1 protein-coding gene is annotated in these 345 nt (G+C 60.6%); it reads left to right on the forward strand.

All coding sequences use genetic code 11. The annotated features are described in order from the left end of the window. Positions 1-47 precede the first annotated feature (47 nt). Positions 48-345, forward strand: a 298-nt coding sequence (locus tag QP909_RS11810; protein ID WP_284767333.1) for an IS6 family transposase, incomplete at its 3' end; no start/stop codon positions are given.

Consider the following 345-nt stretch of genomic DNA (forward strand, 5'->3'; position numbering starts at 1 on the left):
TTGCAAAGTTGGGGCAGTAGAAAGACCGGCGTGAAATAATCAGAGCCATGGGCATCTTCTCCGGTCGGCATTTCCCCCGTGACATCATCCTGTGGGCGGTGCGGTGGTACTGCCGCTACGGCGTGAGCTACCGCGACCTCGAAGAAATGATGACCGAGCGGGGTGTGCCAGTCGATCACACCACGATCTACCGCTGGGTGCAGAAATACGCCCCTGAGCTGGATAAGCACACTCGCTGGTACCGGCAGGTACCCGACTGGCAGGCCCAGTCCTGGCGGGTGGATGAGACCTATATCCGGGTCGGCGGCACGTGGTGCTATCTCTACCGGGCTATTACCGCCGGTG

Origin of the sequence: Corynebacterium sp. MSK195 (assembly GCF_030228885.1) — a bacterium.
GTDB lineage: Bacteria > Actinomycetota > Actinomycetes > Mycobacteriales > Mycobacteriaceae > Corynebacterium.